The sequence below is a fragment of the Candidatus Thorarchaeota archaeon genome, from assembly GCA_021498125.1.
Lineage (GTDB): Archaea > Asgardarchaeota > Thorarchaeia > Thorarchaeales > Thorarchaeaceae > B65-G9.
Window position 1 is genome coordinate 845,569 of record JAIZWL010000001.1, and the last position, 23,606, is coordinate 869,174.

Here is a 23,606-nt window from a genome sequence, read left to right on the forward strand (position 1 = left end):
TTTCTCCGCAGGTGTAATCGCAGTTCATTCGGGTTATTCTCTCATTTTAGTGTGTTTCCCAATTGCCACTCGAAGGGAGGGTTAATTCAAAGGTGACCACCGGGTGCCCTAATTGAAAGGCCTCTAAGACTTCAGGTGCAACCTCCCCAAAATAACCAGTCTCTTGGTCATCAATTAGGATCGTGCCGCTTCGACCTTGAATGAATGATGGGTCCTCTCTTGACTTGAACTTGAATCTTCCATCAAGTCCCATTCCTCTCAACAAGAACCCGATCTCGGTCATTAGATCGGTGAGGTTGACCCTTGTGTCCGTGGTCAGACCACAGAGCATAGCACGCTGATCCACCCGTGTCTCTTTTTGTGCATCAGGGATGACCACATCTCCCACCTCGAACACCTTTTGCGGGTAGTCTGCATGTTGGTTCTTTGAGGCGAAATCGAGCAATACTGGCACAAGCGAGTTTCTGAGCACCGAAAAATCTCTGCTCTTAGGGTTGCCCACTTGAACGAGTGGTCGATCTCTCTTCATGTGCGCATTCATTATTTCAGGTGATGTCATGACGTAACTCATGATCTCTTGATACCCTGCTCCAATCATCAGATCCCTGCATTTATTCCGTAGCCGTGTCAGTGGTCTCAGTGAGCCTGCTGTCATTGTTGAAGGAATCACCGGCTCGATCCGATCAAACCCATAGCCAATGGCCACATCCTCAATGATGTCTACAGGATGCAGAACATCTGTTCGAAATGGTGGGATTGCGACCTTTACCTTATGCTTGCCCACCAACCGTGCATCGTAGTTCATCCGTTCCAGCGATTCCACTATCTCCTCAGGTTTCAGATCAAGACCAGTCATTGTTTTGATCTCATCAATGGTTACGGTCATGGTCCTTGGTCTCAGGTTTGGGGTCTCAAGCACAGTTCCGTCAGGATACGTCACGGTCACCGATTCTATCTTGCCATGACGCTCAGCCAGAGTGGTCACCATGATGTTAAGCGCCTGCTCAACTGTGGGCAAGTGTGTGCCAGTCACCTCGACAAAGATGTTTCGAGTGTGTTCGGTCACGCGCCCAAGATCGTTACTATTGATGACAGGTGGCAGACTGAGAATCTTTCCTTCCGAATCGACTAAGAGCGGCCACTTCTTGAACTCCGCGATGATCGGCCCATACTCGATTCCCTTGACATGTTCTCTAAGAATTGTTGGCCCATCCATCTCTGTCTCATATCCAAGTGGCACAAAATGGATCTTGTCAGGTCGCTCGGTCTTGTACGTGACTGGGAACTTGAGCTCGTCATAGACATAGAGACCGATACTTGCCTTCCGTCTATTTCTTCCATGTGTTGCAGTGAGTGCTTCTTGAAGACGCATATACTCCTTGATGAGTTCATCTGATACTTCTACGTTCTTGACTATGCCACAGGCGATGTATTTCCGAATCTTCTCCAGGCCTCTCTGGACGATGATCTCCTTTCCAGACTTTCTGACAGGATGTTTCGGGAGACCCGGGCTTATCCCCAGAAATGCCCGTAGTGCTAAAGCGATCCCTTCGGTTGAGAGCATGTCCTGTCTGTCCGGGTTTATCTCGATCTCAATCGTGTCACCCTCGATTTTTTCGATCTCCGCCTTGAGCATGAAGAGGGTGTGTTCCAATTCTTTCATGGTCATCTTCTTTCCAACTAGGCTCATTAGGTTCTTGACGCTACATTCCACGATCATTGCCATCACCTCATTTTACAAAGTACTTCCTGCGGAGCCAAGTCAGATCTCTAGAATAGAGTTCTCTAATGTCCGCAATTCCCATTGATGCCATGTACATCCGTCCTGCTCCGAGGCCCCATGCCAGTACCGTGTCTTTGATCCCAAGGGGATATGTGACCTCAGGTCGGAAGATACCTCCCGGTGCAACCTCGATCCAACCTAGGGTCTCGTGCTTGGCGAATCCCTCGACACTTGGTTCTGTGAACGGGAACTGCCCCGGTTTGAATCTCAATTTCTTGATGCCCACTCGTTTGCAGATTTCTGAGATATAGCCCATGAGGTCTCGCAGTGTCAGCTTCTTATCCCAGATGATGCCCTCGCATTGATTGAATTCCTGTGCATGATGAGGGTTAAGTTTCTCCGCTCTAAAGTTGCGATCTATTATGAACATCTTGTGAGGCGGGCTGTCGTGTTCCGAGAGATACCTGACCGATACTGGTGTAGTATGAGACCTCAAGACCAACCGTGTTGTGATCTCTCGACTGAACGGCGCTTGCCACCCGATCGATCCAGTATTCCCACCGTTCTCGTGAACCGCCTTGACTGCTCGATAATGTTTCTCGTCAAGGATGTCTCCGTGATCATATGGCTGTGAGACCCTATACTGATCCTGTACCTCTCTGGCCACATGGTCTTGAGGCACGAATAGGACATCATTGTTCCAGAACTCGGTCTCAACATATGGGCCGAACCATTCAGTGAACCCAAGTCCTACGAGAATCTCTTTTAGCCAGTCCAAGAATTCCGCATAGGGATGTTTGCGACCAAGATTGGCATAGGCTGGCTGAATCTCCACATTGAACGGTCTGAAGGTCTTGTTCTCCCACGCCCTTGTCGCAAGTATTTCGGGAGTGAGATCGATAATGCCCTTGGTCTCTTGTGATAGAGCCTGCTGAATCTCCTGTACCTTTTCAGGATTCATGCTGGCTACAAATGATTTTGTGACGTGTGATGTGACAAGGGTACGATCTAATCCCTGTTTCAGACCCTGTTGAAGATCGTCTGGGACGCTCTGCTCCCCTGACGCAAGAAGTTCGAGAACTTCAACAACCTGCGATCTTGGCTCATTGGTCTTGTTCTTGAGTATAGTCTTTCCATCTCTCTTGCTGATATCCACCCATCCATTTTTCCGGCACCAGCTGATTGCTATGCCTTTCGCCTTTGGAGAGATCCCCGCTCTCTCAACTATCTCGTCAAGGCCTGCCTCTCCACCAAGATTCTTAATCGCATCGAAGACACGTACCTCTGGGAGACCCTCTTTTGCGTACTGCTTCCCCTCATCGGTCAGGGAATAGGTCTCCTGCTCAATCACTCTCAGATTGATGATCCCTTTCTCGGCAAGCGCATTTAGAATGGAGATCACCCGTTCGGGCTGCTCGCCAATTCTCTCTGCAAGCTCCTGAGCGGGAATTTCCGTAGCTATTTGAATCAGCTCGGAGAGAACTCGTCGCTCGCCTTCTGTCAACTGAATGTGGTCAATCATTGCGATTCAGAACTCCTTGGTGGTGATTCGGATGGAGTGCCCTTGCTGGACTGGTTTCAGTACAGAAAGGAGCCATTACACAGATGCTGTAAATTGGTGGTTATCCATCCGTCCTTCACCTGCTGACATCAGGCAGGTGTCCTACCCCTTTTTAATGTAACGCCGCTCGAATGAGGCAATAACGCAGGCCGTGACTGCGATACGTGTCCTCCTACATAATCTTAAAATACACTGCTTTGCCGCCTTCATGATGGCAGTTGCCGGGATCTCTTTCTGGGGTCGCAAACGGTCAGTGTCGACCATTATCTAAAACGAGGCGAAAACCTTGAGTGTAGAACGTCAACAGTTGAAAAAGAAAATTCAGGAACTCAAGGCACTGAAAGGCAGGCATAGCTCCTTCACTACACTGTACATACCCCCCTCCAAGAATCTGACTGATGTCATCAGCTTCATCAGAACCGAGTTGGCTGGAACTGATAACATCAAGAGCAAGACCAACAGGAAGAACGTTGCCGATAATCTGACTGCTATACTAAGCGAGCTCACAAAGATCAAAGAGCTTCCCAAGAACGGGATTGCCTTCTTCTTTGGGATTCAAGAGGAGGGCGGCACGCTCAAGACCATTCGTGAGATAGTCATTCCCCCCGCTCCAGTCGCTCAGTTTCTCTATATCTGTGGTCGCGAGTTTGACACATCCGAACTTGAGGATATGGTCAAGCCAAAGAGCCTTGTCGTCATTGTTCTTATTGAGGGTGGTAAGGTGACGATTGGGTATCTACGTGGCAAGCACATCGAACTAATACGCGATGAGGACTTCTATATCATTGGAAAGACACGTGCTGGAGGTCAGAGTGCAAGACGATACCAGCGCATCCGTGACGAGAAGATGCAGGAGTTCTTCAAGCACGTTGGAAAATTGCTGTCCGATCTGTTGCTTGATAATATTGAGAATGTAGATGCCATTGTGTTGGGTGGCAATACGATTAGGGCTCAGGAGTTTCTAGAGAAAGGAGACCTTGACTATCGTATCCGTGAAAAGGTTGTAGACACCATCATCCCGGTCAGTGTGGTTGACGAGACCGGTCTTCTTCAGGCCATGAAGGAGGCAGCACGGATCCTCAAAGAGACCGAGATCTATGCCGAGCGTGTGGCATGGGACAAGTTCATGGAATCGCTCATGCGCGGTGAGAACACAGTCACGTATGGTGAGAAGGAGGTTATGGCTGCACTCAGAGAGGGCCGCGTGGAAGAGATTCTCGTTGTCGAAGATCATCAGGCCCTTGACCAGCTCGTGGATGAGGTCAATCTCTACGGGACCAAGCTGCTTGTCTTTTCCACCCAGACGGAGTCCGGCGCCCAACTAAAGTCGTTTGGTGGAATTGCAGCCAGACTACGCTGGTAATCAATGCTGGTCAGTTTCCTTACTTACTCGCTCACTCTTTAGGTGGTCGTGGGAGATCTATCAAGGTTTCAATGTCGTTGATCCATGATGCAAGGTCAAGCCCGATCGATTCAATGTACTCCATTAGACTCTTCTGATATCTGTGGAGATGTTCTTGCTTCAGGCTCTTGTACTTGCTCTTGTAATCTTTGACACGCCTTGGCAGACCTAATTTCCACTGTTGCAGGCTGACCTCTGCTCTTCTGTCGGTGAGGGTCTTGACAACTAACCTCGTCTTGGATGCCATCTCTATGATCCGTTCAATGCTCTTCTGGAGACCTATGACAGAGGCGACAAGATCCTTTGCATCAGCCTTGGTTTCCGCATTCCGTGTGGTATAGTAGATCTCTTTCAGCTGCCGTTTGGCGTCAAGCACTACTGTTAGAAAACCTCTCAATTCTCTCATAGTTATCATCTTGACAAAACAAGGAAATGACTCTTTGGGCTCCCATTATCATACTGCTGAGTACTGACATTTGCCCTTTGAGTACGGGCATTGTCTGCAATTCTCTCGTGAGGGTGAGGGGATCGGTCTTCGTTTTCCCAGCCAATACGGCTCCATTCGCTCAAGGATCTTGCTCACCTCATGTTCTCTGAATCTTGATTTGAATGTTCGACCTTTGGAACACGAGATACATCGTTCAACGCTTGGTTTTCCACAGCGTCTTGCATTGTCCTGTAGGCAATATACGACCAGCAGTGCGGTATTCCGAGTTGACACTCCCATATCCCTGAATGCTAGGGCGTAGAGCCCTGCTTGGAAGATGTCTTCCTTTCTTACCTTGTAGGGTATGTGGTTCTGCGGGAACTTGAACTCTATGATCGCGTCGAGAACTGGTCCCTCTTCCATCCGGAGTATTGCATGATCAAAACGGCCCCGATACTGGCGTGTCATATTTGTCACGACCTGTTCCGTGAATATGTATTTGTGATGGGCGATCGCATTGGTGCGAGCATTGATAAAATCATGAAGTTTCCATTTGGCAGGTCGTGCGTTAGCAACAATCGCCCTTGGTGTTCCTGGGATTCCTCCCTTTGCAAGGACTATGACCATCAGTAGGCCGAGGAGAAAGATTGCGAGGAAAATCGTGTTTGTCAGAGGATCCATGCCCATCACCACAACAACCAGAGGAGGGCAGCCAACACGGTCACAATGAGAAAGAACAGAAAGGCTCGTGTCTTGAACTGAGACGCCGACGTTGGAGCGACCTTTACACCAGCATGCAACCGAGACCCCTGTCGTGAGGCCTGTGTGGGCCTATCACCAAGTCTCTTCTTGAGAGCGAGACGATATTCACACTGATACTGTGTCCGAAGTTCTGAGACCGTCTTGTACTTTGAAATATCGCGCGAGGAATAATCTGGCATTTATGACATCCATCAATCAGTTGGTTCTCTCCCCTGAAAAGGGCCACTATTTACTTTAATATACTTGAGCGTGGGCATTCCAATGATCAAGAGGAGGAGTGGAACAATCAATGCGGTCCGCAAAGACATCCCCGGGAGATCCGCAATGAGTCCTGTAAGCAATGGTCCAATCGAGCCTCCGAAAAATGTGAAGATGGCTGCGATTCCAAAGAGCCTTGCCTCGACCCCTTCTGGAATGATTCGCGCATATAGTGCCCGTGAGATCGCCATATTTCCACCAAGGGCCAAGCCCGCGACTATCGCGACCAAGAGGTCTGGGACAAGTGGACCGAGAACGATGAGTGTTGCTATTCCTCCCGCCCATACACAGAGGTTGGCCCCTTGGACCCGTACAAGGCCAAAACGATCTCCTATTCTTCCATGAAGGATGGCCCCTATAAGCGCTGATGGTACTGCGATAGCTAATAGTAGTGTGATATGCTCGGTAGGAATCTGAAGCACATCTGAGACCAAAAGCGATGCAAATGTGACAATTGTGGCTACTCCATCGCCCCACAGAACGGCTCCTATGAGATATGCCTTTATCGAGGTGTCCGATGTGACCACGTGTACTCCCTCCATGAGGCTCTCACGGAGTGCTTTGGGCCGCTCTCTCTCCACAGTTCGTTCACGAAGCAATGCCCCTGATAGTAGGCCAAAGACAATGAGGAAGGCTCCTATGAAGATAAGTGCGATTGATCTGTTGCATATCTTTTCGAAAAGTACTGCACCTCCCGCACCAATTGCCCCACCAAGATATCCCATCATCACGCCTGTTGCAGAGGTCGTGCCCATTCGCGTGTCCGCCCCCTCTTGTGCAAGATATGCATTCATGGCGGTCCATCCGGTCTGAACGCCTAAGGTCATGGTGATGAACAGTAAGACGATTTGCAACAGCCCACTCATCATCGTCATGGCTACGATGCTCGCGCCTGCAATCAAGACCGAGATGGTGACGATTATTTTTCTCGTGACCGAGCGATGTTGACTTCTATCAATAAGTGCGCCAATAATTGGTGTCCAGAGGCTTGCAACAACTCCGGTGATCAGTGGTAATATCCCAACTGTAGAATTACTCCCTCCGGCCTCGATGATCATTAGTGGAAGATACATGGCATTAATTGCGAAGGCAACTGGTGTCGTGGCAAAATCGTATAATGACCAAAGCATGATCATTTTCCGGTTCATGAGTTTTTCCATCGAGTTATCACTAACCATTTGATATGTAAGATGCCAAGAAGAGCAAAGAGCTTTATTTATATTGGACTACATAATGTTCTTTATAGCCTTAAAGTAAATTTCGTGTAAAGTGTAGGGTGTTCTTGCTATGTCTGAAATGACTGACTATGAAGGAGCGACTGCTGGACGTGTACTTGATTTCGCATCAGGAGAATCAATTGTATTTCCATCATCATTTAGGACCGCATTGGGAACAGAGCGAGCGCTGATGGTTCTTGTATATAAAGACCGGCAAGTCAGAATTTTTCCCCTTGAGAGTGAGTCGGTCTATTATCTCAGTATTGTAATTGGGAAGCTGACCAATGACTTTCTTACAGAACTGTCTCGAACGTTCAAAGAATATGGCCTTGTTGATCTTCTATATTCTACTGGCGTGTGTCTCCGCGGCACTCGCTGCTTCTATGAATGCTACTTCAGTCCGCATCAACTGACCGCTGAAATAAAAGATCTGGAGAACTCTTTGACCAGCCTAGAAGGTGTGGTTCAAGTGGTGATTGAACCAGTGAATACGTAGTCCATCATGGCTTGCCATATCTGTCATCTTGCTCTCAGTTGCTCAACCGAATCTTCCGTGAGACATATTATCCCATGCCATTCTCTTGTCATCAGTGGTGAATCTACAGTGCAGGACTTTCTCCAATTAGTGACCGACCTCATTCTTCAAGGATATCTGGGTCTCTTCATCGCCTGTTTTATTATTAATATGATCCCCTTTCTCTCACCAAGCAACATGGTGCTGGCAGGAGTCGCAGCCCTCCTTCTCCCGAGCATGAGCTGGATCGCAATAGGCATCATTGTAGCCATTGCCGCAACGCTTGCAAAACTGTTTCACTATTTTGTCATTCGTGGGTCTCGTGTTGTCATGTCTGATAAGCGTCTGGCAGCCCTTGACTCGGAACGTGAGCGCGTGGACAAGTGGGGGGCTCTTGCACTGTTTATCGCCGCGGCCTCTCCTGTTCCCGATGATCCACTCATAGTCTATGTGGGTCTCACAAAATACAGTGTTTCCAAGTTTGTCGGGTTCTATTTTGTTGGGAAGGTTGCAGTGACCTTGGCTGGAGCCCTTATTGGTTCCACAGTGAGCAACTACTTTGAATCGATGCCCATTGTGCTGGCCTCTATCGCTCTTACTGCATTGATCACGGGCATCCTCTTCAAACGCAAGACCGAAGGCGAGGAGTCGGACATGCTACAGGATCTTCTCGAAGAAGAGATATTTGACTCAGACGACGATGACGCGGGAGCCGAGGTCGCTGACGATGACGATGATGGCAGTGAAGTACCGCACAACTCTTAAGAGATAGTCAAATACTTGGCATGCTAACTTGGTGATTATAATGCCCGGAAAAAGCAAGATCGAGGTCAAATGTAAAAAGTGTGGTAAGGTCTTTGAGGCTGAGGTCATTGATCATGTGGATCTCCACGAAGACAGAGATCTCATCAAACAGGTGAAGTCCGGGAAAATAAATCGCGTTGTCTGTCCGAAGTGTAAAAAGGTCATGTATCTTGACCGGAGCATCGTTATCAATTTCGACCCCGACAATCTCATAGTCATTTATGATCCCGCCGCCACTACTCAAGAGGCTCGGGATGTCATCATGCGTAACTATCAGGGTATTGTGAGTTATAATGAGATTCTAGAGGAAGTGGGCCAAGACACTGAGTTCAAGATTCTCAGCGACAAGGCCCAGCTAAAGAAACTGATTGACAAATATATCAAAGAGCACAACACGTGATCAGGAGCTTCTCTTACCGAGCAAGAATTCCTCGACCCAGCGTTCAGCCTTGTACATAGTTGTCGTGACCGGAGGCATCTTGAATCCATAAGCGGATAGTGACTCCAGTGTGCCTTTCACTCCTCTTTTGATTGCCAGCTTTGTCCCACGGATCACATCAAAGAGCACTGGTCCTGCATTAGGTCCATCAGTAATCTCCATCCGGATGTCGATGATGACCGGCGCACCACCGAATTGGCGGCCATGAATATAGAAGTATGATTCTCGCGCGTTGTCCATGAATGGGACATAGTCTGAGGACCCGGCTACGAGAGGTGCATCATAGGGGAGATCCTGACTGATGGCATTTGTCTTGACACCACGTTTACGCATGCGTCCCCTGTAATGTGAATCTAATGATTCTGCGCCACCACCTACATCCAACTGGTAACTCTTATCCACCTTCACGCCTCTTGCAACAAGTAACTGTAAGATACTTCTGTGCAGTATTGTTGAGCCGAGCTGGTCCTGAAGATCATCTCCCACAAGTGCTAGCCCTGCTTCTTCATACTTCATCGCCCACTCGGGATTTGATGCTACTGGGATCGGGGTGGCATTTACAAAGGCACATCCTGCTTTGAGAGCAGCATCTGCGTAGAAGGCAGTTGCCTCCTGTGAAGACCCTGGCAAGAGGTTAATCACAATTTCAGCGCCCGACTCTTTCAGCGCCTTGACCACATCTTCATCACGTGCATCAGAGATTTTGACGAGCGCTCTGAGATTATCATCTACACCATCCATTGGAGGGCCTTTCAGTACTGTGACTCCCGTCTTTGGAACATCTGCAAAATGCATGACATTATTTGGTTGCGCGAATATTGCCTCAGCTAGGTCATGGCCAACCTTCGTGGCAGCCACATCAAATGCTGCAACAAATTCGATCTCACTGACATGATATCCTCCAAAGTCAGGATGGCTTAGACCTACTAAGTCTTCATCATCTATCTTTGCATCCCTGTAATATTCCACACCCTGTACGAGTGCGCTGGCACAATTTCCAATGCCGATGAGGGCTACCTTGATCTTATCCAATAGGTTCACCTCTGCCTGTGGCTCTATTAGCCTATTCTCTCTCTCTATGGTGACCTTATAAGTTCTATGGCCATAGAATAGTTGGTGGTTGTAGGTCTCGGCTCTGTGTGAAAAGTCGGTGAGGTAATACAAAGGATTGTGACGGGTCCGACCACATCAGTGAGTTCACGCGGGTTCCGCGAACAACGTCGCGAGGTCCTGCTAAAGGTGCTCCTGCACAACATCGAGCGGCTCAACTTCCTAGAGTGTGACGGGAGGTGACTTTTCACACAGAACCGGTTTTTTTAGACTATGTGCGTTTAATTAGAATGGATTCTATAAGTCGTAGATAAGGCCTGCAATAGACTTGCAGTTTGAACGTCATTGACTAATTCCATAAAATACATCATTAATAGAATTCATCAAGCTGCAATTATCATACACATATCTGTTCTTTAGTAGTCTTGCGAAGGTGCAATATTCCACAATTACTCAACTCACAATCAAACAGCTATACTCTGATCTCTTCTCCATCTAATGTTCCAAGGAAGTCTTCCAAATAATCAAAGGTTGGTACCCCAGTAAAAATTGATTGTTCAGGATCGTACAGATTAGAAATTTTCAGCTCGCCTTCAGAAATGAATTCGGACTTGAACAGCTGCACACCTACCACATATTTTTTCTGTTCTAATTTCCATATCTTCACAAGTAGGGGTGAGGCTCTTCTTTGAGTATTCTTGCCCTGTACTATGGCCTTTTTACCAATGGATTGGAATTGAAACTGGTGTGGTAAACCGAAAATTGACCCTTTAGGTGTTTTATGTGTATGTGATGCTGATTTACCTGATGTCTGAAATACGGCTCTAACTGCTGTATAATCCTTTGTAGTCCGATAGCTGTATTCTTTACCTTTTCTAGTTCTACGCGTATGTAATGTTTTCGGATCCTCTCTAAAAGATCGAATACGAGAACCAATAAAATCAATTGCATCAAAAGCGCTCTCAAAAACCTGATCTATAATCTTTAATTTCCAGTAGTTGGGAGAAATTATTGGAAATGCAGGAAGTGTTTGGTGGGTAGTTTGTTCATTTATTTCAAAGATCTTGAAGCATTCTCGAATATTGGTTTCTAAATATTCGACCAAGCTTTCACAATCGTTCGGATTTTCAAATTCGAGTTCTGAGTTAAGATTCTCTGTTTCTGAAACCATGAAGCTACCAAAACCCTTTCTGCTTTTAGCTCCAACATTTCCCAAATTAAAAAGTAACCATATTGTAGATTCGATTTTATTTTTTTCTTCGGCCGATAATGAATGCGGGTATAACAATTCCAATTCGAAATTGCTATCAATATCAATGTACGGTCGATTCTCTATTCCATATGTGAGATATTTAATACCTTTATTACGCCTTGTTTTCTCCTTTATATTCCTCTTTTTTTTAATCTTGGGTGATTTGACTCGAATTATAATCTTACTTTTTGCTCGGGTGGATCCCCATATACGATTTTCTTCTTTCGTTACGTTCTCAAACTCTTGAGAACTAGACGAATAAATTGCCCCTCCTTTTATTGCTCTGAACCACCATCTCATTAGTCCTTTCAAACTAGTTGGTCTTAATGGATTATCCTCGATGATTCGTTGATCCGCACCTGCAATAAATGTAGGTGTAACTGATGTGAGTTTGAAAATTGCCCTATCCACGATTAATTCCCCTTTGCGGAGTTATATTGATGTTGTAGAATTGTCTACATATATCTTTCTGGATTATCTTCGTTGATGTCATTTCATGAACGGCGAATTTTATTAATTAAGTACTGCTTTCTTAATCCACTTATTTATGTATAATAAATGGCTTGTCAATAGTTTTGCATAAATTTCAGGCTCTGTGTGAAAAGTCGGTAACATAGTGAGTGTGAACCAAATGAACACTATTTTCTGTTCGGATCCAAAACTCTTCGGGATTCATTCTGACTTGTATGATCTATGTCTGGACTTTTCACACAGCTCCTAAATTTCAAGATTATTTTAATAGCCGCTTTACGAAGGCCGTATTTTTTATAATATCGCTTATAATGTACATAAACCGCGAGTATATATTTTAATATAATGGAAAAATTAATAAACCACTGGAAACCTATACGATTATAATAGCTGTATCTGGTGGGAGATGTGGCGGATATATTTAATGAATATTTATCGAAGGTTACGAATTATCGGATAGTGAGCGATGGGGATCTCGATGGGATATTTGCGACAGGATTTTTGCTACAGTATTTCGAACAGATTGGACAATCCGTACAATACGAATATCCTGCACCTAAACTAATCCGTGGGATGGAAGTTTCTAATTCGATTCTAATTGAGTTGCCTCTCACGAAGGGACTTGTCTATAGAGGGACAAATTTGTTGATTGATCATCACAATGAGGCTCCACATCTTCAGCTGTACTCTGGAGCAACACTTGTTTCCTCGTGCTCGTTAGATTTCGACGTACGGGCAGTTACTGAGGTCATTACTTTTTTGATAAAAGATAGAGTGACTTTACCAAAAGAAGCAGAATCTGTGCTATCAGCTGTTTCTCGAATTGATCAGGGAATATATGAATCGGATCTCGATTTTGATCTACATCATGCTTACTTGCTAGAGATTGAGAGTTCACAGATGCGTGCACGAGTTACGGAATGGGTACGTCGAAATCAGTGGTCGAAGATAATCGATTGGGCGAATGACGCACGGCACAAATGGCAGACAGTACAGCAGCATGTGAGCGAATTTGTGCGTGCAGCCTTACCCGTGATAGATAATGCGGTATATTTCACATATGGTGAAGGATCAATTGAACGATCGGCAATGCGTGATGCAATGTTGCAACTTGAAACGGAGCATCCGATTGTCGTTGCAGTACAGATGGGAGAAGATGGATCTGTTTCTCGGATCAGTATTGGGACAACTCGTGAAGATATTGATCTAACTCCCATGTTTGATTATTTGCGTTCCATCCCCGGTGTTACGGCAGGTGGTCGCAAGAGTATAGGCGGTGCTCAATTTCCCGAAAATTTACCTCTGTCTACTGTTATTGAATATCTATCAGAGGCATTGAATCAACTTGTTATGGAGGATTCATGAGATGTCCGATAATCTAAATGAACAGAGCTTCGAGCTTGGCGATTTGTACATCAATACGCGATTGCCTAATCTAATTGAGATTGACAATATTGAGTTGTTTCATGGTGTTGATTTATCCGAACTTCATATTACTTTTACAGAAAAAAAGAAGGACAAATCCGATTTGTTCAAAGATCGACTCAAACTATTTGGATTAGCTTCACGTTACATGGTGCGTCCTTTTGGTGTTCGTTTTGAAAGCGTTTCAGAATCGTCCAGTGATGATGTTGTACTCCGAGGAGTCCTTCCTGAAATTGAACTGTTTCTAAATCAGTTGATCGCATGTGCTGGTTATGAAGAGATTAAGAGATTATCAGAAGAGGTATTTTCTTCTCTGGAACTAGTAGATGATAAATCATGGGCTGTGTTAGGTCCCCTCCTGAATGCTAGTGTTATTACAATGCGCAATAAAGCTCGGTGGTTAGCGAAAAAGCCCACGATTCCTGTTCCAAAGGTAAAACTTCCAAAGGATACTAACGAGTTTTTCAGATTAATTGGGCTTTATCAACCATCACCCGTTTCGTATGAATGTGTCTTTGTTGCTGTGGGCTTCATGGATTCTCTTCAAATGGGATCTGCTGTCGATACAATCATTTATAGTATAGAAAAGAATCTGTTTGAAATTTCGGATAGGCTCTACTTGATTCATTCAGAATATAGCAAGTCGAACGCAGAGAAGATGTGTGACCTTTTTCGGGCAAAGAAGCTTATTCGTGAACGGAAGTTGGAAGTATCTACACTCCTGCAATCAGAGCTTGAATCTATCCAAAAAGTTCAACTTCCAACGGCATTGGTTATTACCCCGTATCCAAAGGATCTGCTCAAGGGATTATTATTATTTTTTTGCAAAGTTGGGATACCTTCACCTGATATTTACTCCATTGGAGCTTATTCACATCCATCTGATAGTAAGGTATTGCGTGTAGTATCACTTCTCGAGTGGGTAGGTTCTGTAGATGATTATGTGGGGGCTGAGTGATTATTATGAAATTGACAAGTATTACCTACAAACTTGTACCACAGAAAAAACACCGTAAATTGTTTCAGCGACTTCTCAGTGCGTTAACGTTGCAAGGTTCTAATCGGTTCAAAACAATAGGTGGAGTCAATAGCATATTTTTTACAGGATCATTCGATGGTCTAATAGTCAGAAAAAATATGCTACTGGATTCTCCTGCAATTAACAAAGAATTAGGACATGAATTGGCGTTATTACGTAAGGTATTTGATAATCCGTTGCTACCTTTTGATTCAGCAATATCACTCATTTCGAGAAGTGATGCGCCATCATCACTCACATACATTTGTGAATCAATCGTTCCTGATCCTCCATCCGATGTTGCAGTTACTGTGACACATCCTCTTGCTATTTTGCCAGCTTTGTTGAAGAGTAATAGGATTGGTCTAAGTCTTGGAATTGCATGCTGCCAGAGTATAGTCGCACTTGAGAGGATGAAACCCGGTCAGGTTGAGGCTGTTGATCTGGCTGTAGCCGTTGCGAGTGTTCTCATCGACATGGCACGATCTGCTACTACAAGCCCTACACAACGATACTTGACATCTGCAAGATGGACCGACCTGATTTCTGATAGATCGCCTAGTGAAATTATGGCTATCGCAAATGAAATCTCTCTTTGGAAGGAAAAGTCGATTGATTCATTTCTTCTCCGTCTGAAGACTGAATATGAGCAAGTGAATTCAGTTATCTTCGGAAGAATTAGATCATGTTTGATGGAATCTGATCGTAATGATGGTGGTTTCCATTTTCAGAGTGTAGTAGCTGCTCTATCAGAACAGATGAATCTATTCGATTTCTATCATGTCATAGATAAGCGGATTCCTCTCAAGATTCTGTATACTCCCTTGACCCTCTATACTCGCCTGCTTCTTGAAACTTTGATAGACGTTTTATGCAACAAACACAACAATGTAGAATTTCAATTTCATGTTGGTCTATTGCCTGTAATGGCTAATGTTCTTCTGGACAAGGTAATAGATAGCAGTAAAAAACCAGTTCTTTATATTTCAGGAGGTGGACAGCTGAACTATCTGATATCATTTAGTTTAGAGAAAAAATATCGTGACGATATTATAGTTAGAACTCGTCCCTGTCCGTCTTAGCACTATTATTTAACAAAATGGAAATTTTGACTGTTGCTAGCACTTACTGTAACTTGGTTTGAATTAGATGAATTGCAAAAGGAATATTTTTTTATCCTGTTCGGGATTTAGGCCCTTGTTCCATTGACTGGATCCATCTAGAGGTATCATTTTTTGTCTTCATCCACTTACCAGTCTCTAGATTCCAGTCATCCAACCAATTTGTGAGATTCCATGATCCCCACAATCGGTTACCCACAAGTATTGGTTTTGGACGTGGTTGCAGTCCACTAAGGGCCCTAATCAGACCGTACGTGCCCCCGGGAGGAACCTGCACACGCATAAGCAAATTCTCCTTCTGATCGTATTCAATGTTGCATCTCGGCAGTCGGAGTCCAAGAGCTGATACACAATGTACAATTTCTGGATTTTCGCTCGTGATAATGACCTCTTCAACGAGACCTATATGTTGGACATCCCAGAACTTTCGAATCACATCTAACGCTCTTAGTTTCCTTACATGCTGGATGATTGTTTCATTTCTCGATTCCAGTTGTTCTCTAAGTTCCCGGATGGTTTTGTATCCTCTCTGAAACAGGTCAAGAATTTTGAGGTCGAGTGAATCCAGTTCTAAATCTTCTGATGGTGATGAGTAGTGTATTTGTGGATATACAATTGCTAGGTCATCGCGCTGCATCATTTCAGATTCCATTTGAAGCACTCCCCAGTTGATATCCCATCGGCCTGCTTCATGGTTGTAATCATCAAAGTTCAATAGAGTAGCAGCCTTAAATCTCTCAAATATCTGGACATCTAAATTGTAAGTTCTCGCTTTATTCTTTAGAACTCCAAGATATCGGATATTTTCATAGTTGTTTGGAATACATAATGTGGCTAGAATTCCTCCGTTTCCCGTCAGTATTGGTGCCGTTGAATATACAAAAGGACACCATCTAAGTAAAAACGAAACATCGATTTGGGAGTCTTTAGGTGGTTCGATGATAATATTGTACAACCGAATTCCGATTTTAGAGAGCACCACATATTCAAACTCAGTGAGGATATCACGCTTTTTGAGAGATTTGATAATCTTTCTTGTCCATTGAGGAGAGTGTCTTAATCGATCAGAAATCACTTCGATAGTTTCATTAGAAGACTTCATCAGTGCATCAATCACAAAACATTCCATCATCTTGAGGTGAGCTGAAGTATTCATAATATATCTATAGAGAAACAATGCCCAATCGTCAAAATCCGGAATAATTCTATATTTTGCCATTTTTTTAACTGAGGCGAGTAAATCCGCAAACCCTTTGGAGCCACGTAATTTTTCAAGGACTTGTAGCGATTCTTGAGGCTTGTAGGGATATCCCTTTGAGGTCTTGCGTGGTGGATTGACTTCTTTCCATTTATCAATCCAGATCTGTTCATGCTGCGAATCAATATGTTGGCGGCCATATTCCCAAGCAATATCGTCGGCTGCAATTGTATCGATGAAATCGGTGGGGATTGCATTGTACATCACTTCTCTGGCGATGACGGCTTTAAGGATTCCATATTGATCATGTGCTTTTCTGTTAATCGCTATACTTTCTTCAACGATTGAGGTAGCAATCAGTGAGTCGATATCGCAATCATCATTGTCGATAATTTGGATTGATAATTCGTTGGTTGATACGTGCAGGTCAAACTTGTGTTTAATTTCTCCTGATAGTTCAGTCCACAACTGTTGAACGATCTCATCGATTGTGCCTATTTTCAAATCTGAACTCTCATCTCCATTTCAGGAGTCATTTTCTTTCCAGTGTTTGGACAGCCCAAGGACAACTCGGCCAAGCTTGGTGATACATATTCCCTTTTTTTCAGATCCAGTTCTTGGATCTTTTGTGATATATCCCCAGTCACGAAGCATATTTACGTGTCGGCTTATTGATGAAGCTCCCAACTCCATGCGAGATCCAAGATCTTTCTGAGATTCCACACAACCGCCTGCTTCTATCAATTTTTCAAGAATTTTCCTTTTTGGGGTTTGGAGTTTTTCTCTTTTGATAGGTTCAATCTCTCGTACTCCCTTCTCCTCCCCTTGAATCTCAATAACCAGATACAGTTTTGCGTTGATATACGCCGCAGCCATGACCAATGCGGCTGTCATCACTCTTGTTCCTAATGAAGGGTTAAATCTAATCTCCCACCCTTGATGTTCAAGAACAATTTCTAATGCAGTAGCAAGCACATCATAGTAATCCCACGGATCAACTGGTCTTAGTTCGACTGTGAACGCCTTCTCAATTTCCTCTTTTACTGCTTCTGCATTATCTTTTGTGTCTTCACTATGTAGAAGGACAAGCTTGTTCCCCCCAAAATGCCGAATGACATAGTCCACTCTCTGTGTTCGATGAAATCCCATGCTCGCTATATGAACGACTTTCCTCAATTGACCACTTCCAGTTCTAATTCGAAATTCGAATTCACCCTCAAACTGTCCTCGTAATTCTCGAACTTTCTACTCATTGTTTCGTTAGTCTTTGATGTTAATGACTTTTTGATAACAATGGCGTTCGAGACACACTATCAGTTCCCGGGCGAGCCACAGGATCCACCTTGGTAGGAATAATCTGTGGCACGCGATAGGGCTCTTTGAGCCCACCTAGTTTCCCCTGCGGGCCCACGGTCTATTAGACCGCGGGGCCCCTTTTTTTTGTTTCTGGTTTAAGTCTTGTATTTTCTAAAGTTTGGTCACAATTGGAAAATCCGTGCGAATCCGGATTATTTACTAACCAATATCGGGTGTTTATTTAATTAATTGGAGTCGGATTTTATCTCGGGAACCATTTAGTGTCGAAAAATATTGATGTTATTTCTGTTTGTTTCCCGTAAAGCCGAAAAACGGCGGTTATTAAATAATATTCTCAAAGACCCTCTCCAAAACCGTGTTTTGGGGCAGTTTTTTCGGGTTATATCGATGGTGTTGTATTATATAGTAACTCTTGCCTGATGATAAATTATGAATGTAGCTTCATTCGATCTGAACTGAGCTACTAGGGCATTGGCGGAAAGGTAGCAAGGGGGGTCCCTTCCCCCACGCAATCCTGCTTGGAGATACTACCTTCCTAGATGGATTCATGACATGAAACTTGAACTTGAATAACAAAGAGGAGATGGATCAATGTGGTTGAAAGGTTGATTATCGAAATTGAACTACTGGCCCCTACGTACCTCGGTGGTGCATATCAGCAGCCTGAGATTAGACCGTCATCAATCAAAGGGCTACTACGCTTCTGGTTTAGAGCGTTCTATCCTGATTTTCGTGAGAAGGAAGGTATGTTCTTTGGCGATGCAGGAATTCAGGGTATGTCTCCTTTTAGATTGCGGATCCGAAGTCCATCCAAGTATCGGATTTGTTATATTGGATTACAACCCGACGCAACACAATCACCTTCCTGCATCCAAGACAAGGCCCGGTTTCGAGGAATTGATTATCTCACTTTCCCGTATCAACTGAAAGATTCTAAACGAAATGCAATCTCTCCGAGGCAGCGAATTACTTTCGAGCACATTTTCTCAGAGAGAACGGTAAAGTCATCTATGTGGGGCGGGCTCAAATTAGCATTAATTACATCTTGGTGGGGGCTCGCAGCATTAGGAGGTATCGGTGCACGATCTCGACGTGGTTTTGGTTCATTTATGATTACTAACACTGAAAGTTCTTGGAAGCAAACAAAGATTCTATCGGCAATCTCGGAGAAGAAAGAAGTGAATTCTTGGTGGGCAGGATTTACCCGATCATTATCAAAAATTCTTAAAGCATTAGGCACACATCATTCAGATGATTTTCTTACAATTGGCTCAGGCACGAAAATTGCATTAGTTGGTAGAAATAATCGTGGTTTCAAACAGTGGGATTCCGCACTAGACTTTTTTGGGGTCGAACTGAAACGATTTCGAAGTGGAGATACACGTGGTGTTGATTTACGTCCTGAAGAAAAGGCGTCTTTTGGACTACCAATTGCTGGCAAAACTCTTACTGTTGAAGGAAAGGAACATGTACGTGGTGCCTCACCTCTACTTGTCAATGTCATCAGGATTGGTGGTGAATATTACCTTCTTGTAACATTGACTCGCAGTCCGGTTCTCCCTAAAGGTGAACCGCTCGTCATTGAGAAAAATGGACGTACAAGAGACTCTGCTATCAAACGTAAAGCAGTAGAGGAGTTCTTTGAAGTGTTCACATCAGACAGTCTCAAGGAGAAGACGATATCATGAAATCATTGCATATTCATTTTGGACCTATTCAGCCGTTTATAGCGAGTGCACGAACGACACGTGATCTGTGGGCAGGATCATTTCTGCTATCAACACTGTCTCTTGAAGCCCTTAGTAAAGTTGAAAGCACAGGTGCAACGATTATCCGACCACAAGTCGCCACATTAAAGGATAATTCATCAACAGGGTTCGGAGATATCAAAAAGAGGATTGGTTTGTGTCCTAATTATTTCGAGATCGAGGTTGAAGATTCTGAAGTCCAGTCCGTGGCCAATGCTGCATTTACTGGCTGGAACAACTTTTGGTCAACCGTAACATCCAATGTTCTTGATCTTATAGAATCAAAGGTTAAAATTGACGAAACTTTTCATGAGATTTGGGATCGACAGGTCAGCAATCTATGGGAGCAATATTGGGCTGTAGGAGGATATATGCAATTACGGCGGCGTAAATCGGCTCGTTCATTTGACTATTCTGCAGAGCCTGGTGAGAAGTGCACTCTTTGTGGTAATCGTGAAGTGCTTCATCTCCAAGATGGTTCTAGACGAGGTATCCGTAGTTTTTGGTCAGATCTTTCGAAGAAACTGGGACCACATATTTTGAAACAGGACGGCGTGGAACGTCTGTGTGCCGTCTGTCTTACAAAGCGGAATGTAATGAATATACTAAGTAAACTATCAAAAGCGGATAATATTCCGTTTCCTTCAACTGCTTCGTTTGCCACGATAATATGGCGATTGATGCTGCTTTCTTCGGATAACCAAGACTTGCAGAAAGCCATAGCGGAATTTTTGAAAGCATTGAAAGATAATGGTGTACAACCACTATCGCATTTGTGGTGTGCAAAATTAAACGGTAAAATTCCTTTATTACTGAATTATGAAGGGGACTACTTTCTCTCAGAGAGCTATGATACTGATAAGATTCCCGATTTGACCGAATCTGCACGAAATGCTCTTCGATCGAGTTTTGCTAATTTGATGAAAGTTGTCCGTGTCGCAGGATTTGAAGACCCCCCCTCTTATTTCGCTGTTCTTTCAATGGATGGTGATGGGATGGGTCAGCTTCTGCAAGATAACCCCGATATGAAAAATGAACTCAGTGCAATCATGGCCGAGTTCGCAAAGAGTGTTCCGGGAATTATTGAAAAACAATGGGGTCGTGTTGTATATGCGGGTGGTGATGACGTTCTTGCTGTGTTGCCTCCAAGTGATGCATTGAGAATTGCTAAGCGTGTTCGTGATAAGTTTACGGAAATTATGCAGTCACTACAAGGGTTAAAGCGTGTCCCTACAATTAGTGCAGGTATTGTCTTAGCACCTCTAACGATGCCTCTACAAACAGTCGTCGGTAGATCACATTATCTGTTAGAAGAAATTGCCAAAGGCCACGTCGTCCCTAACTCCACTTCAACAGAAAATCCGCGAGAAAAAGATGCATTTGCTATCGAGGTATGGGATCGTGGTGGTCCTAATCTGCGTTTTGTGAAAAAGTGGGACCGTGATGAAGATTCATCGTGGGTTGATGAAATCTATGAACTGGCGGATAGACTCTCAAAGAATCATGAAGTTCCTCTAACTAACAGCTTTCTCTATTCGTGTGCAGATCTACTCAATCGGCAAGCCGTTGATGTGACCGATGCCGAAGTCATAGAGAAACTACTGACCGCAGATTATCTTCGAAGCCGTGATGAACGTATTTCAAAATTAAAAGAAACGCCAGACGGACTGGAAAAAGCTACCAAGTTGATTCATTCGCTCCTTGAAATAGCACAAGATGATACACGAAAACAGACGTGTCTTGTAGTTGATCACATACTGATGCTTAGATTCTTCGCTAACAGTGGGAGGCTGATATCATGATTCGTGCACTGAAATTTACACCTTTAGATGTATTATTTTTCAGGGATGGAACACCATTCAATGCTGGTGAGGGAGGCGCTGTCAAATCCCTCTTTCCGCCTACCCCCTCTACGGCTTATGGTGCAGCAAGGGCATTTCTACTTGAGGCATATTGTACTCACCTGAGCGACTATATTCGTCGAGGTTGTGGCGATTGTCCCGATTGTGAAACATGTTCAATCAAGGACATCGTCGGTCATCCAAGTAAAAGGAATGGGGCAATGGATATCATAGGACCGTATATTCGGATGGATAATCAGATGTACTTCCCTGCCCCGGTTGATCTTGGAATGAAAGAACAACACGACGCAAAAGCCCCTCTTTTCGAGACCAGAGTTCCGCGTGAACCAATTGAATGTGACTTGGGTAGTGTACGACTTCCGTCAATGCATCCTGATGTGAAACATACTCTTGATTCAAGTAACACAGTCGTTTCTGAAGAAGCATTGAAACGATATCTTGAAGGTAACACTGTCGTTAAAGAGGATGTAAAGGCTATCTGGGAATCCGTAGAGGGGCCGGGCACGCCTTCTTTAGTTTATGACGAGTTTCAAGTTGGGATTGCTATCGAACGTGATCGTCGAGCAGCAAAGGAACATCATCTTTATGCTATCAAGTTTGCTCGTCCTGTTGAAGGACTGGAACTATGGATTGGATTAGACGGAGTCACTCTGGACAAACCACCCCATAATGGAATACTGATGCGGTTTGGTGGCGAGGGGAAACGAGCTTTTGCTCAAGCAGTAGATGAGCATACTCTTCTCAAACCCGAAATCCATGGAGAACTATCGAAAACAGGCCACCTGAAAATTTTGCTGCTTCAACACGCAGATTTTGATGGTACGTGGCTGTTACCTGAGTTTGAGCAAATTACCGACGAGGATGGAATAACTTCTTGGCGGGGGAAATTGGGGGACTTTGAAATGAATCTAATAACCGCAAGTATAGGCCGACCTGTCTATGCTGGCGGATGGGACATGGCCGCGGGGCGACCTAGGGCTTTGAGAGCTCTAGTTCCTGCTGGCAGTGTCTATTACCTAAAGATCAATCCCGAGCAAGCTGAACAAATCGTACGCAAACTGCACGGCTCGAAGATTGGTCGCAATACAAACATTGGATATGGTCATATTGCACTAGGAGTGTGGAACGAATGAGTAGAACAAACGGAATTCTTGGGTTGTATACGGAAACATCACTGCATCCCGGAACTGGACAAAATGTTGGATCAATCGATCTACCTGTTCGCCGGGAAAAACATACGAGGTTCCCGTTCATACCAAGCTCGAGTCTGAAGGGCGCATTTAGGAATGTTGAATATTCGGAGGATTACAAAGAGATTCTCTTTGGTGCTGAACTTGGCAGCGCTAAGCACTTTGCTGGAGCATTGTCCGTGAGTGACGCCAGGCTGTTACTGTTTCCAGTTAGATCAATTCGGTATGGTTTCGTCTGGGTCACAACACCTTTTGTCTTGCATCGGCTGAGTCGTGATCTTCGGCTACTTGGTTTGGATGCACCTGAGTTCTTTACGAGCGAGGTTGTAAATGGAACCGCAATTGTCGGCGAGAAATTGGCCTCGAAAGACTCCATAATTCTTGAGGATATGATGTTGACAACAAAAACTGATGATCATCTGTCTGATATTGCAAAGAAGGTTGGCTCGCTTTGTTTGAAAGGGGAGGCCAACAAACCAATGCTGGACCTGCTCTTGGAAAAACTGGTCATTGTGTCGATGAATGACTTTGTTCATCTTGTACAATATGGGACAGAGGTAGTCGCCCGCAATCAGCTGAATGAGAGTAAAATCAGTAAGAATCTGTGGTACGTAGAGCTAATTCCGCGTGACAGTGTGTTCTATGTTGTTGTGAGTGCTGAAGATAGTATGCATGCTGAAAATCACAGTTCAGCGGACCTCTTTTCCACCTTTAAGGCAGCGTTTGATAGTAAATATGTCCAGATCGGTGGTCATGAAACATTAGGTCAGGGATGGTGCCTATCTACTGTAAACAGTGAAGACGATTTGATCACGTTTCTTGGGGAATCTTCTAGGGAGGAATAGAT

The 23,606-nt window shown here is 44.4% G+C and carries 21 protein-coding genes; 11 read left to right on the forward strand and 10 right to left on the reverse strand.

What is annotated here, in order from left to right; translation table 11 throughout:
* Positions 1–46: 46 nt before the first annotated feature.
* Both pheT and K9W43_04200 read right to left on the reverse strand, forming a co-directional pair.
* Positions 47–1,720 (reverse strand): phenylalanine--tRNA ligase subunit beta, encoded by a 1,674-nt coding sequence (gene pheT, locus K9W43_04195; protein ID MCF2136422.1) that lies wholly within the window; start codon positions 1,718–1,720, stop codon positions 47–49.
* Between the two features lie 10 nt (positions 1,721–1,730).
* A complete protein-coding gene (locus K9W43_04200) occupies positions 1,731–3,245 on the reverse strand; it encodes a phenylalanine--tRNA ligase subunit alpha (GenBank protein ID MCF2136423.1) in 1,515 nt (504 codons plus the stop codon).
* A 325-nt stretch (positions 3,246–3,570) separates the two neighbouring features.
* Here K9W43_04200 and prf1 point away from each other — a divergent pair, with 325 nt between their 5' ends.
* The gene (prf1, locus tag K9W43_04205) at positions 3,571–4,647 is read left to right on the forward strand and encodes a peptide chain release factor aRF-1 (GenBank protein ID MCF2136424.1); all 1,077 of its coding nucleotides are present in this window, start codon (positions 3,571–3,573) and stop codon (positions 4,645–4,647) included.
* Between the two features lie 31 nt (positions 4,648–4,678).
* Here prf1 and K9W43_04210 read toward each other — a convergent pair whose 3' ends face one another.
* The 4 genes from K9W43_04210 to K9W43_04225 are packed head-to-tail and all read right to left on the reverse strand — an operon-like array spanning position 4,679 to position 7,293.
* A complete protein-coding gene (locus tag K9W43_04210) occupies positions 4,679–5,092 on the reverse strand; it encodes a hypothetical protein (protein MCF2136425.1) in 414 nt (137 codons plus the stop codon).
* A gap of 48 nt (positions 5,093–5,140) precedes the next feature.
* Positions 5,141–5,794, reverse strand: a complete 654-nt coding sequence (locus K9W43_04215) for a hypothetical protein (protein MCF2136426.1) — start codon at positions 5,792–5,794, stop codon at positions 5,141–5,143.
* 5 nt (positions 5,795–5,799) lie between these two features.
* The gene (locus K9W43_04220) at positions 5,800–6,054 is read right to left on the reverse strand and encodes a hypothetical protein (GenBank protein MCF2136427.1); all 255 of its coding nucleotides are present in this window, start codon (positions 6,052–6,054) and stop codon (positions 5,800–5,802) included.
* 12 nt (positions 6,055–6,066) lie between these two features.
* Entirely contained in the window at positions 6,067–7,293 is a 1,227-nt protein-coding gene (locus K9W43_04225; GenBank protein ID MCF2136428.1) for an MFS transporter, read from the reverse strand.
* 127 nt (positions 7,294–7,420) lie between these two features.
* Between K9W43_04225 and K9W43_04230 the strand changes: the two genes are divergently transcribed.
* From K9W43_04230 to K9W43_04240, 3 genes are all read left to right on the forward strand, one after another.
* The gene (locus K9W43_04230; GenBank protein MCF2136429.1) at positions 7,421–7,846 is read left to right on the forward strand and encodes a hypothetical protein; all 426 of its coding nucleotides are present in this window, start codon (positions 7,421–7,423) and stop codon (positions 7,844–7,846) included.
* A 108-nt stretch (positions 7,847–7,954) separates the two neighbouring features.
* Positions 7,955–8,629: a VTT domain-containing protein gene (locus tag K9W43_04235; GenBank protein ID MCF2136430.1), complete on the forward strand. Its 675-nt coding sequence runs from the start codon at positions 7,955–7,957 to the stop codon at positions 8,627–8,629.
* 40 nt (positions 8,630–8,669) lie between these two features.
* Entirely contained in the window at positions 8,670–9,068 is a 399-nt protein-coding gene (locus K9W43_04240) for a CpXC domain-containing protein (protein ID MCF2136431.1), read from the forward strand.
* Here the strand turns inward: K9W43_04240 and K9W43_04245 are convergent, their stop codons facing one another.
* Both K9W43_04245 and cmr1 (K9W43_04250) read right to left on the reverse strand, forming a co-directional pair.
* Positions 9,069–10,139 (reverse strand): inositol-3-phosphate synthase, encoded by a 1,071-nt coding sequence (locus K9W43_04245; GenBank protein MCF2136432.1) that lies wholly within the window; start codon positions 10,137–10,139, stop codon positions 9,069–9,071.
* 490 nt (positions 10,140–10,629) lie between these two features.
* Complete coding sequence (gene cmr1 / locus K9W43_04250; GenBank protein MCF2136433.1) at positions 10,630–11,820, reverse strand: type III-B CRISPR module RAMP protein Cmr1; 1,191 nt, start codon at positions 11,818–11,820, stop codon at positions 10,630–10,632.
* 468 nt (positions 11,821–12,288) lie between these two features.
* Between cmr1 (K9W43_04250) and K9W43_04255 the strand changes: the two genes are divergently transcribed.
* From K9W43_04255 to K9W43_04265, 3 genes are read left to right on the forward strand one after another with little or no spacing between them, the layout of a single operon-like run.
* Positions 12,289–13,245 (forward strand): hypothetical protein, encoded by a 957-nt coding sequence (locus K9W43_04255; GenBank protein MCF2136434.1) that lies wholly within the window; start codon positions 12,289–12,291, stop codon positions 13,243–13,245.
* Position 13,246: 1 nt separating this feature from the next.
* Positions 13,247–14,263 (forward strand): hypothetical protein, encoded by a 1,017-nt coding sequence (locus tag K9W43_04260; protein MCF2136435.1) that lies wholly within the window; start codon positions 13,247–13,249, stop codon positions 14,261–14,263.
* 5 nt (positions 14,264–14,268) lie between these two features.
* On the forward strand, positions 14,269–15,405 hold the full coding sequence (locus tag K9W43_04265; protein MCF2136436.1) for a hypothetical protein: 1,137 nt from the start codon (positions 14,269–14,271) through the stop codon (positions 15,403–15,405).
* Positions 15,406–15,496: 91 nt separating this feature from the next.
* On the opposite strand, the gene K9W43_04270 is transcribed toward K9W43_04265, so the two are convergent.
* Positions 15,497–17,146 carry a winged helix-turn-helix domain-containing protein gene (locus K9W43_04270; protein MCF2136437.1) on the reverse strand — a complete coding sequence of 550 codons (1,650 nt, stop codon included), beginning with the start codon at positions 17,144–17,146 and terminating at the stop codon, positions 15,497–15,499.
* 21 nt (positions 17,147–17,167) lie between these two features.
* A complete protein-coding gene (locus K9W43_04275) occupies positions 17,168–17,791 on the reverse strand; it encodes a DUF6293 family protein (GenBank protein ID MCF2136438.1) in 624 nt (207 codons plus the stop codon).
* 773 nt (positions 17,792–18,564) lie between these two features.
* Here K9W43_04275 and cmr1 (K9W43_04280) point away from each other — a divergent pair.
* From cmr1 (K9W43_04280) to cmr4, 4 genes are read left to right on the forward strand one after another with little or no spacing between them, the layout of a single operon-like run.
* Entirely contained in the window at positions 18,565–19,647 is a 1,083-nt protein-coding gene (gene cmr1, locus K9W43_04280; protein ID MCF2136439.1) for a type III-B CRISPR module RAMP protein Cmr1, read from the forward strand.
* Entirely contained in the window at positions 19,644–21,509 is a 1,866-nt protein-coding gene (cas10, locus tag K9W43_04285) for a type III-B CRISPR-associated protein Cas10/Cmr2 (protein ID MCF2136440.1), read from the forward strand. Before cmr1 (K9W43_04280) ends, cas10 begins: the two co-directional genes overlap by 4 nt.
* Positions 21,506–22,702: a type III-B CRISPR module-associated protein Cmr3 gene (gene cmr3 / locus K9W43_04290; protein MCF2136441.1), complete on the forward strand. Its 1,197-nt coding sequence runs from the start codon at positions 21,506–21,508 to the stop codon at positions 22,700–22,702. Before cas10 ends, cmr3 begins: the two co-directional genes overlap by 4 nt.
* Positions 22,699–23,604: a type III-B CRISPR module RAMP protein Cmr4 gene (cmr4, locus tag K9W43_04295; GenBank protein MCF2136442.1), complete on the forward strand. Its 906-nt coding sequence runs from the start codon at positions 22,699–22,701 to the stop codon at positions 23,602–23,604. Before cmr3 ends, cmr4 begins: the two co-directional genes overlap by 4 nt.
* Positions 23,605–23,606: the final 2 nt, after the last annotated feature.

Excerpts from the sequence above, each read along its gene's own strand:
- pheT (MCF2136422.1), bottom strand. The coding sequence starts at position 1,720 with ATGATCGTGGAATGTAGCGTCAAGAACCTAATGAGCCTAGTTGGAAAG.
- K9W43_04200 (MCF2136423.1), bottom strand. The coding sequence starts at position 3,245 with ATGATTGACCACATTCAGTTGACAGAAGGCGAGCGACGAGTTCTCTCC.
- K9W43_04210 (MCF2136425.1), bottom strand. The coding sequence starts at position 5,092 with ATGAGAGAATTGAGAGGTTTTCTAACAGTAGTGCTTGACGCCAAACGG.
- K9W43_04215 (MCF2136426.1), bottom strand. The coding sequence starts at position 5,794 with ATGGATCCTCTGACAAACACGATTTTCCTCGCAATCTTTCTCCTCGGC.
- K9W43_04220 (MCF2136427.1), bottom strand. The coding sequence starts at position 6,054 with ATGCCAGATTATTCCTCGCGCGATATTTCAAAGTACAAGACGGTCTCA.
- K9W43_04225 (MCF2136428.1), bottom strand. The coding sequence starts at position 7,293 with ATGGAAAAACTCATGAACCGGAAAATGATCATGCTTTGGTCATTATAC.
- K9W43_04230 (MCF2136429.1), top strand. The coding sequence starts at position 7,421 with ATGTCTGAAATGACTGACTATGAAGGAGCGACTGCTGGACGTGTACTT.
- K9W43_04240 (MCF2136431.1), top strand. The coding sequence starts at position 8,670 with ATGCCCGGAAAAAGCAAGATCGAGGTCAAATGTAAAAAGTGTGGTAAG.
- K9W43_04260 (MCF2136435.1), top strand. The coding sequence starts at position 13,247 with ATGTCCGATAATCTAAATGAACAGAGCTTCGAGCTTGGCGATTTGTAC.
- K9W43_04265 (MCF2136436.1), top strand. The coding sequence starts at position 14,269 with ATGAAATTGACAAGTATTACCTACAAACTTGTACCACAGAAAAAACAC.
- K9W43_04275 (MCF2136438.1), bottom strand. The coding sequence starts at position 17,791 with ATGGGATTTCATCGAACACAGAGAGTGGACTATGTCATTCGGCATTTT.
- cas10 (MCF2136440.1), top strand. The coding sequence starts at position 19,644 with ATGAAATCATTGCATATTCATTTTGGACCTATTCAGCCGTTTATAGCG.
- cmr3 (MCF2136441.1), top strand. The coding sequence starts at position 21,506 with ATGATTCGTGCACTGAAATTTACACCTTTAGATGTATTATTTTTCAGG.
- cmr4 (MCF2136442.1), top strand. The coding sequence starts at position 22,699 with ATGAGTAGAACAAACGGAATTCTTGGGTTGTATACGGAAACATCACTG.